Origin of the sequence: Peribacillus sp. Hz7, from assembly GCF_042136355.1 — a bacterium.
GTDB classification, from domain to species: Bacteria; Bacillota; Bacilli; order Bacillales; family DSM-1321; genus Peribacillus; species Peribacillus asahii_A.
This window is the reverse complement of sequence record NZ_JBHHJV010000008.1, coordinates 192,266-201,349: the sequence shown is the minus strand read 5'-3', so window position 1 is coordinate 201,349 and position 9,084 is coordinate 192,266. Positions and strand designations below refer to the sequence as shown.

Here is a 9,084-nt window from a genome sequence, read left to right as displayed (position 1 = left end):
TGGGCCGTGTCTCAGTCCCAGTGTGGCCGATCACCCTCTCAGGTCGGCTACGCATCGTCGCCTTGGTGAGCCGTTACCTCACCAACTAGCTAATGCGCCGCGGGTCCATCTGTAAGTGATAGCAGAACCATCTTTCCATCTTCTCTCATGCGAGAAAAGAAAGTATCCGGTATTAGCTCCGGTTTCCCGAAGTTATCCCAGTCTTACAGGCAGGTTACCCACGTGTTACTCACCCGTCCGCCGCTAATCTCAGGGAGCAAGCTCCCGTTGATTCGCTCGACTTGCATGTATTAGGCACGCCGCCAGCGTTCGTCCTGAGCCAGGATCAAACTCTCCGATAGAATTTGACTTGCTCATGTTGCACTTTTTTTATAGTGTGTGCTCACTTAAAAAATTAACGTTGGCGTTTCTGTTTTGTTTAGTTTTCAAAGAACTATGTCTTAATGACGCTCAATTAATATACCATATCTTTTTAAAATTAGTCAATAACTTTTTTAAAATATTTTTTGCATACTTAATTCATAAATAAGGGGCAATGTACTTCTTTAATTAAAAGAAAAACTAAAAGAAAAACTCGGCGGATAAAATTTCCCTTCCACCGAGCCTTCCTTCTAATCTATCACTCTCCAATAAATTACGGGGAGTAACAGTTATCTTACCTAATAAACAAAATACAGCAATATTGTCGTTACCACTCCTACCCAAATACAGAGTAAAAAACAATAACCCATGATATGTCGTATATGCAAGCCTACAATGCTGAGTATAGGCAATGCCCAAAATGGTTGTATTAAATTGGTCCAGGCATCTCCCCAACCAACAGACATGGCTACAATTGCTGGATCCACGCCTAAATCCAATCCAGCCGGTATTTGCAAAGGTCCTTGTAAAGCCCACTGCCCTCCGCCTGACGGGGCCAACATATTCACTAATCCTGCTGTCCAATAAGTAAATACAGCGAAAGTTTCTTTATTTGAAATAGAAACCATGGCCTGAATAATATTCTCCGCTAACCCTGAACTTCCTAATACAGCAATAATTCCAGCATAAAAAGGGAATTGCAAAATAATAGGGGATATAGATTTAGCTGCTTCCTTAAATGCTTCACCATAATTCCGTAAAGAACCATGAAATAGTAAACCGAGAGATAAAAAGAACATATTAATAATATCTAGATTTAAATCTTTCTCACTTGAAAACTTCACGATAACATATATAATTCCAATCAATCCAATTAAAATGCCTAACACTTTCGTTTTCTCTAAATAAATAGCCGGAGTAGACTCTTCTATCTCAGAACTTTTCTCCTGATCACTTTTTTCTCTGGTAGGAGGTGAATACGATATAATATTCTGTTTCGGAGCCATAAGTAAAATAAAGAGAGGCATCGTTATTAATAAAGCAAGGAAAATGATAATCGTTCCTGAATGAAAGATTGTTTCAGATGTCGGAATAATCCCCATTGTATCTTCTAAAAAATGGCCTTTGGTAGCTACTGTAAGTCCGATAGAGCTGGATAAACCCGCTGTGTACAAAGCGGTCGGCGCATAAGCACAAGCGACCAATAATGGAAAATGTGCTTGTTTATTTCGTTTACCTACCTCCCTCGCTACAATGGCTCCCACGACAACAGCTAATCCCCAATTAATATAATACGCAGCCGCTGATATCAAAAATGTAAGAAGGTAGGCTTTATTCGCTGTATTGGCTCTTATCGATAATGCCTCTAGCCCTTTTCTAATAAACGGAACAGAAGCAAGTACCATCCCTGTCATCAATAACAGCACCATTTGCATCGTGAAAGCTAAATAAACCCAAAAACCATCACCATAGGAGCGAATAAGATCAAGAGGGTTTTTCGGCGTGCTAATATAACCAAGTATGAAAACAAGTAATGTCATCAATACTGCAATAACAAAGGCATCGGGCAAGTAACGATTAATCCACTTCGACAGCTTATCAGAAATGGCATTTAACATCATGAGGCCCCCTCCACTGTTGTCTTACCCTATTCATATGGCGGACACTTCAGCGATATGTTAAAGGTATGCTTATTTGTTTCAGACAAATGACCTTCTGGCCTGTACCATTCCAAAACTGAGCCTATACAAAAAGGAGAGTGATCATTATTTCAAATGATGACTCTCCTTTTTTATTACATAAAAACTCCAATAAATTTTAGAGAGTGACAAGCACTCCTCTTAAAACCGCTGATTCTGTTGAAGTTGTAGTTTCACCTAAATCTGTTGGTGTTGTTTCTTCCGGTGTATTTGTTGTCTCACCAGACTCTGCTGGTGTTGTTTCTTCTAATCCATTCGTTGTTTCATCTGATTCTGTTGGTGTTGTTTCCTTTTCCGTTTTTGGAGTAGAAACCTGTTCCACTAAAGACTTCACTCGTTCAATCTCATCTGCAGCTACTTTTTGAAGTTCTTTAGACTTTTCTTCTAAAGCATCGAACTCAGAAGTACTCACCTTACGCTTTTTCTTATAAGAAGCCAACTGTTTATCAATAGCACGAAGCTTATTGATTTCGGCTTTTAGTTTCCCTTTATAGCTATTGTACTTTTTAGATGCTGTTTTTTTACTTAATTCTTTATCAGCTGTTCCATCTTCACTTACATCAAAGTATGAATTAATAGATTTCGTAATCTTTTGGATTGAAGAATCGATAGTATTTAGACGTTTTTCAACTGTTTTACCAGTTTTAGATTTCACAGCAACCTTTTTCTCTTTTTCTTTCTCTTTGTTCTTAGAAGACTTTTCTTCTTTCTTAACTGGATTCTTTTGTTCTGTTTTTTTGTTGTCGGATCCCTTCGCACTCGCAAATGAAGCAGAACCAAAGACTAGAGTGATTGCTACTAAACTTGCTAAAATCTTTGAAAACCATTTTGTTTTCATTACCTTCTCCCCCTTGTGATAACGGCAGCTGGCTGGCATAGATTATAACCCTTAGCCCCGATAGCTTTGTGACATCAAGTTTCCTTGATTGTACCTTTTAATATAGATTTCATTTATTTTATCGGTTTTAAATTTTTAAATTAAACAGTTCCTTCTTCTCATAGTCTGAATAATATTTACTTTTTTGTGACATTTCCTATAAATGAAAAAGCCACCTATCTCTTTAGATAGCTGGCTTTCTTTATCAGGGAATAACATTTACCTTTTCTATTGAACTTTTATTGTTTTTGTTCGACTTTTGTTACCAGCCTTATCTTTTGCATAAACGTTTAAGCTAGTACCTTTCTTTTGCTTGGCAATTTTCACAGAATAGCTGCCTGAAGAACTCGAGGCAACCGATTGACCAAGTTTTGTACTGCCTCTATACACATAAACTGTTGCACCTTTTTCTGCTTTTCCGGTTACTTTCGTAGACTTAGTTGTTACTTTATTAACAGTAGGAGTGACAGGTGATGTTGTATCCCTCTGGATAACTTTTAACGTGTAAGGAACTTTTTTGTCCTCGCCCTTGTTATGTCGAACTTTAATATAGTAAAGACCTTTTTTTAAATTAAGATTACTAATATTTTTAAGTTTTCCAGTCCCATATTCTGTGTACAAATATTGGTAAACTGAACTGTTTTGATTAAATACTTCTACATAAAAACCTGTATCTTTTGGATTCGTTAAATATAAAGAAAGATTCATATTTTTCGTCAAGTTCAAGCTATAAAAAACTGCACCTCCAATTGGGGTGCAGTTCATTCTCTTCCAGAGCTTTTCTTTCGTACTTCATCGCTTTAAACTTTAGCCTAATCTCAAATTCCCAGCATCCTGACTATGCTGCAGAGAACCCTATTATTCATCTTTGAGTATCTTGTTGATTTTTTCTTCAAAAATAGGTCCGAAACTTTCAGAATAAGTATTGGTTAAATGTCTATTATCTCGGTAAATCACAACATTACCAATAACAGGCTGGAATTTACCGTTTACTTTAAAATAATCTGTTAAGTCAATTTTATGCAATGATTTATTCTCATTTTCAAATTGTCTCCAAAAACTTTCGTCTTTCTGATTATCTGCTAAGTTCATTTTTTTTGCAGTTTCTTCTATTCCGGCTGTTTCTAATGATTCCAACACATTAAAACTATATCTTGGGTCATCACGAATAGCTAACACTTCCATACCATATTCATCTTTAACATACTGCAGCTGATCAACCATTTGTTGTTGGATTCTATTTTTAGACGTATCAGAAGCTGTAGCTTGAGCAACGACAAGATCTACATCTGCATTCTTTAGATAATCCAGAACATTATTGACCCAGATACCTTTCAACTCATCATCCGAATAACCTGTTGAAAACCGTGTACCTGAACGAGTCAGACTCAATACACGATAATTAGAATCTTTTGTTGCTTGTAATATTGCACCTAACCAATGTTCTGAATGGGAACTACCAATCAGGGCAATTGTAGCATCGTAATTTTCAGTTTTGCCATATTCCCCTATTTTTAAGTCACTATCTTCTAAACCCTGATTACTGCCATCCAAATGCGCTTGTGGTAAATCATTAAAAGCGTTGGAAAATGTCGGTATCGGCTCTTGATCAGGTACATCATTAGGATTTTTTACCGCTAACGCTCCTGGATAATTTTCATAGGTTATTTCTTTTTCTAGTTTAGATTGGCTTATATATACTCCCATCAAAAGAGATCCAATTAAGAGTATATTCACACCACCCATTATCGCAAGTCTATTAAATGATTTATTGTTAGCTGAGCCTCGAATTGGTTTTTCTATATATCGTGTCATTAAAAAAGATAAGATAATGGATGAAATAATAATAAGAGTTCCAACGATAGCTCCTGGAGTTTCTTGGACATTATAACGATAGAACTCTAATAATACCCAATGCCATAAATAAATCCCAAAAGAAATTCCGCCTAGCTTTACCATTACAGATGAACCTAAAAAGCGTTTGACACCATATTTTGTATCTTGTGTACCAGACAAAACAATGAATAATGCGCAAATCATTGGCCATGAAGCAATATACCCCGGAAACATTTCAGATACATTGAAAACTATTCCAGTTAAAATTAAACCGATTAATCCAAGCCAACCTATTACTGTAGCAATATATTTATTTACCTTAATTGATGATAAATTGATACAAAGCAAGCTACCTAAAGTAAATTCCCACACACGTGTCATCGTAATGAAATAAGCCCATGGTTGATCGATATTCGTTAAATAGATTGAGTATATAAAAGAAGAAACAAATAATATCCCTAAAATAGTATTGATTAATGTTTTAACTTTAGTTACTTTATATTTTTTTATTAACAATAAAATGAAAGTGAATATCAAAAACCAAATCATATAAAATTGTCCTTGTATAGACAAGGCCCAAAAGTGTTCAACAGGTGTTTTCATTTGGCTAGAATCTAAATAATCCGTGCTCGAAAAAGCTAGTTGCCAGTTTTGATAAAAAAACATGGAAGCAAATACTTCACGTATCGTTTTATTTAAAATTGATTCAGGTAACAAAAACCAACTTAAAACCAGAACAATTCCAAGAATAAAAAATACAGAAGGAAGTAATCTTTTCATTAACTTTGTGATATATAGCCGAAAACGAAATTCTCCTGTTCGATTAATTGTGGAAACAATTGAAGTAGTAATAAGAAAACCTGAAATTACAAAGAATACGTCAACCCCACCAGAAACACGATTAAGCCATATATGATAGACGGCTACCAATAGTGCGGCAACAAGGCGTAACCCTTCGATTTCGGGTCTGAATTTACTCTCAATATTAATTAATGGTTGATTCTGAATTCTATCGATTTCAGGTCTCAGTTTACTCTCAATCTTAGCTAATGGTTGATTCATTTAAATCCTATCTCCTACTTTTTTATTATGTGTACAATTTCAAATTATATCACCGTACAGTAATAATTTGTTAATATGGTAGGAAAAATTCTTTAATTTATGTTTAATGACTTAACCTTCACCAAAACTACTTTCATCAACCACGATAAAAATACTATCCGTCGGACAATGTAAGGACTCTAATAAAGGAATAGCTCTTTTATAGCACCCTTGTAAATAAAGATTATTGAGGTAATCATATTCACTTTTCGACTCTACCCCTAATTCAAACCGTATCCCCCTATCCCAACAATAATAATCTATTCTAAGTTCGGAAAATTCCCATTCATAAGGCCGTTTATACACCTCTTATATTTCTTCCATTCAACTCTACGTTCTTGAACTATTCTGACCGTTCGTATAAGAGACCATTGCTCTAATTGAACAATAGCACCCGATTGCTGAAGATCAAAAAATTAAAAAGGCCTTCAAGAATTGATCTTTAGTTATTGTGCTAACGCCCCCGTTAGTGAAAGAAGAACATTTCAACATAGTCTCAGAGTTTAAGATACAAATTTGTCATTTTTCCCGATAAACTGAACAATGTTCATCAGAAATACGGTAATTTTCCCTGCCTGTTAAAGCTGCTACTTCCACTATTTTATGACCGAGACTGTCCCATACCGCAACTGCATTCACGGATACCCATTCAAGATTTCCCCGTGCAAGCCGAAAGGAATAATAATCATTATCTGTTGTTACTAAGACTTCTTTATAAGTAATCTGCTTGTTTTTTCGGTTTTGAATCACCAAAACAAAGTCTAGCTTTTCTTCTTCTTTAGGTATCTGGATAATCCGTGCTACAAACATTCCATTAGGATTCTTCTTTGTTTTATAAATTTTTTCTGCTTCTATTTTTAGTTCTGGTTTGCCCTTCATAATCTCTCCCTCCATACTTATATTTTATCCGATGATTTATACAAATTCCCTTCCAGTAATGATAATCCACTGTTCAACTAAACTGCCACACTACTTTAAGTACATCCCTTCGCACTCTAGCCTTAAAATGAAAAAAAGCACTGATCCTTATTACAGGAAAGCGCCCTTTTATGGAATAACTGAGTAGCTTCTATTAGCTGGGTCCGTAGGGACTGCGGGGATAGCCTAATCAATTAGAAACCTTAGTTATTAACCGTATATATAGTATAATAATACCGTAGTTTTACTATTTTAAGGATGGTTAATTGGTCGGTAATTCAGTTAGTTTAATAAATACTGAGTGACACAAATAAGAGAAAAAAGAGGGGCTTCTACAATGGGTAAAAGAATCGTCTATATAACTATTATTATTTGGATTTTATCGGTTAGTACCACTTTTGCCCATCCAGGGGGTACGGATTCAAGTGGGGGGCATACCTGTCGGACCAATTGCGAAGATTGGGGACTGGATTATGGCGAGTATCATTATCATGACTCGACACCAGCAGCTACATCCAATGATTATGATGAAGGCTATGACCAAGGGTATGATTTAGCTTATAACTACACTTCAGAATGCGAATTGGACTATGACTGGTGGTGGGAAGGTCCGCAAGCGTTTGGGGATGGCTATGAACAGGGAATCAAAGATGGACATCAAGAAGGATTATTGGTTTGTTATGAAGATAGTCATCAAGCAGGATATGACAAAGGATATTCAGATTACATAGATGATTACGAATACGATACCGAAACAGACGGTACATATGATGCTACTTCTTTTGAGAAAGGTTACGTGGATGGATGGGCTGAAGCAAAAAGCGAAGATGATAGCGAAGTAACAGAGGTTGCTTCCTACGATTCTACAGACGATTCCTCATCAGATTCAGACGATTACACAAGCTCTCGAGAAGAGGAAAATACGGTTGATGAAGCCTCGTTGTTCGATGATGGATATGATGAGGGGTTCGATGCAGCAACAAATGATTATTTATACGATGATTTCAAAACTGAGCTGAATGAGAATGAGTTGAAAATTTATAAGACAGGGTATTTTGCTGGTTACGTCGAAGGCGGGGGTGGAGGAATAAATGAAATCCTTTACTATTATTTGCTTCAGAAGTACCTCTATATCACGATAGTGGCAGGCACAATCATTATTATCGGATTAGTTTGGTTTATTTCAAAAAGAAGACGGAGTAAGCATTCTAGTGATTTAGTTGATAACCAGCCAAAAGTACAAAAAGATAATAAAGCTGCATGGATAATAAGCGGAGTCGTAATAACTGCAATTGTAGGGTTTTATATATATGGCAATACCGCAGAGACTGAACCAGTTATTTCAGACGAATCCGATAATCCCTATGAAGCTACATCGATAGACCACGATTGCTCTGATTTTGATACTCAAGAAGATGCCCAGTTGTTTTATGAGGCGAATGGGGGCCCAGATGAAGATCCTCACGATTTAGTTCGTGATAATGATGGAATTGCGTGTGATTGGAATCCGTAAAGCTAGTCTTCGTACTAGCAACGGGGTGAAAGAAAGTAATGGCTGGATAGTGAGTTCCTACTTTTTATACCCTTTGTTGGATTGCAATACACCACAGGAGGAGAAACTATGGTAAAGGCATACGGAGGACACTATAAAGAGGTCTTTTTAAAAAGTTCCTACGAGTACGCATATGCACTTTATTTGGATGAAATGGGTATCAAATGGGGCTATAAGATACAGCCGTTTCGATTGGGTAAGAAAGTCTATAAACCCGATTTCTTTATTTAAGATAACAACGGTAATCTCCTATGTTTTTATTGGTGATTGCAGTTGTACGAAAAAGAAAACATAAAGGAACCGAAACTAGCTGACTTTTGATGAATTGTATAGAATTTTCATCTTTAGTTTACATAAAGTCAATTTAAGAAGTAAACCAAAGAGCCAAACCAATCGTATTCAAGAGTTTGGCTCTTGTACATTTTTACTCATTTATGCATGGTTTTATACATCGTTGATTAATCAACGTTTTTGGCTTCTAAAGAAGACTTGCAGCTGCATAAAAAAGTAGGGTTTTATGCAGTTCTTATTCAATAAAATGGACCGATTGTTGAATAACATGACTGGCGTTTTTTTGAAACGACTTTATTGTTACTTAACATCGCCTATTCATAAAATGTATAGAACAAATTTCCCTCCTTTAATTTTAAACATAAAAAAGCCGATTTCCTAGATTAAAGAAATCGACTTTTATTCAAGTGAAGCACCTGTACTATAAAAAGGATATACCAGTGTCCCCA

At 36.0% G+C, this 9,084-nt stretch carries 8 protein-coding genes, 1 rRNA gene and 1 riboswitch; of the genes, 2 read left to right on the top strand and 7 right to left on the bottom strand.

Annotated elements, in window-relative coordinates; all coding sequences use genetic code 11:
• The 7 genes from ACE199_RS13400 to ACE199_RS13375 all read right to left on the bottom strand — a co-directional run.
• Positions 1–341: ribosomal RNA gene (locus ACE199_RS13400) — 16S ribosomal RNA — on the bottom strand; the annotation flags it as partial.
• Positions 342–659: 318 nt separating this feature from the next.
• Entirely contained in the window at positions 660–1,979 is a 1,320-nt protein-coding gene (locus ACE199_RS13395; RefSeq protein WP_375350208.1) for a short-chain fatty acid transporter, read from the bottom strand.
• Between the two features lie 199 nt (positions 1,980–2,178).
• The gene (locus tag ACE199_RS13390; protein WP_375350197.1) at positions 2,179–2,898 is read right to left on the bottom strand and encodes a hypothetical protein; all 720 of its coding nucleotides are present in this window, start codon (positions 2,896–2,898) and stop codon (positions 2,179–2,181) included.
• Between the two features lie 20 nt (positions 2,899–2,918).
• Positions 2,919–3,003, bottom strand: a riboswitch (cyclic di-GMP riboswitch).
• A gap of 162 nt (positions 3,004–3,165) precedes the next feature.
• On the bottom strand, positions 3,166–3,663 hold the full coding sequence (locus tag ACE199_RS13385) for an Ig-like domain-containing protein (RefSeq protein WP_375350196.1): 498 nt from the start codon (positions 3,661–3,663) through the stop codon (positions 3,166–3,168).
• A gap of 132 nt (positions 3,664–3,795) precedes the next feature.
• Positions 3,796–5,835 (bottom strand): acyltransferase family protein, encoded by a 2,040-nt coding sequence (locus ACE199_RS13380; RefSeq protein ID WP_375350195.1) that lies wholly within the window; start codon positions 5,833–5,835, stop codon positions 3,796–3,798.
• 111 nt (positions 5,836–5,946) lie between these two features.
• Complete coding sequence (locus tag ACE199_RS23505; protein ID WP_483878203.1) at positions 5,947–6,180, bottom strand: DUF3885 domain-containing protein; 234 nt, start codon at positions 6,178–6,180, stop codon at positions 5,947–5,949.
• 213 nt (positions 6,181–6,393) lie between these two features.
• Positions 6,394–6,753, bottom strand: a complete 360-nt coding sequence (locus ACE199_RS13375) for a hypothetical protein (protein WP_375350194.1) — start codon at positions 6,751–6,753, stop codon at positions 6,394–6,396.
• A gap of 376 nt (positions 6,754–7,129) precedes the next feature.
• On the opposite strand from ACE199_RS13375, the gene ACE199_RS13370 reads away from it, so the two are divergent.
• Positions 7,130–8,305, top strand: coding sequence for a YHYH domain-containing protein (locus ACE199_RS13370; RefSeq protein ID WP_375350193.1), 1,176 nt, complete (start codon positions 7,130–7,132; stop codon positions 8,303–8,305).
• A 108-nt stretch (positions 8,306–8,413) separates the two neighbouring features.
• Complete coding sequence (locus ACE199_RS13365) at positions 8,414–8,575, top strand: hypothetical protein (RefSeq protein ID WP_375350192.1); 162 nt, start codon at positions 8,414–8,416, stop codon at positions 8,573–8,575.
• The last annotated feature ends 509 nt before the right edge of the window (positions 8,576–9,084 follow it).

Coding starts and splice junctions, on each gene's coding strand:
- ACE199_RS13390 (WP_375350197.1), bottom strand. CDS start 2,898: ATGAAAACAAAATGGTTTTCAAAGATTTTAGCAAGTTTAGTAGCAATC.
- ACE199_RS13375 (WP_375350194.1), bottom strand. CDS start 6,753: ATGAAGGGCAAACCAGAACTAAAAATAGAAGCAGAAAAAATTTATAAA.
- ACE199_RS13395 (WP_375350208.1), bottom strand. CDS start 1,979: ATGTTAAATGCCATTTCTGATAAGCTGTCGAAGTGGATTAATCGTTAC.
- ACE199_RS13380 (WP_375350195.1), bottom strand. CDS start 5,835: ATGAATCAACCATTAGCTAAGATTGAGAGTAAACTGAGACCTGAAATC.
- ACE199_RS13365 (WP_375350192.1), top strand. CDS start 8,414: ATGGTAAAGGCATACGGAGGACACTATAAAGAGGTCTTTTTAAAAAGT.
- ACE199_RS13370 (WP_375350193.1), top strand. CDS start 7,130: ATGGGTAAAAGAATCGTCTATATAACTATTATTATTTGGATTTTATCG.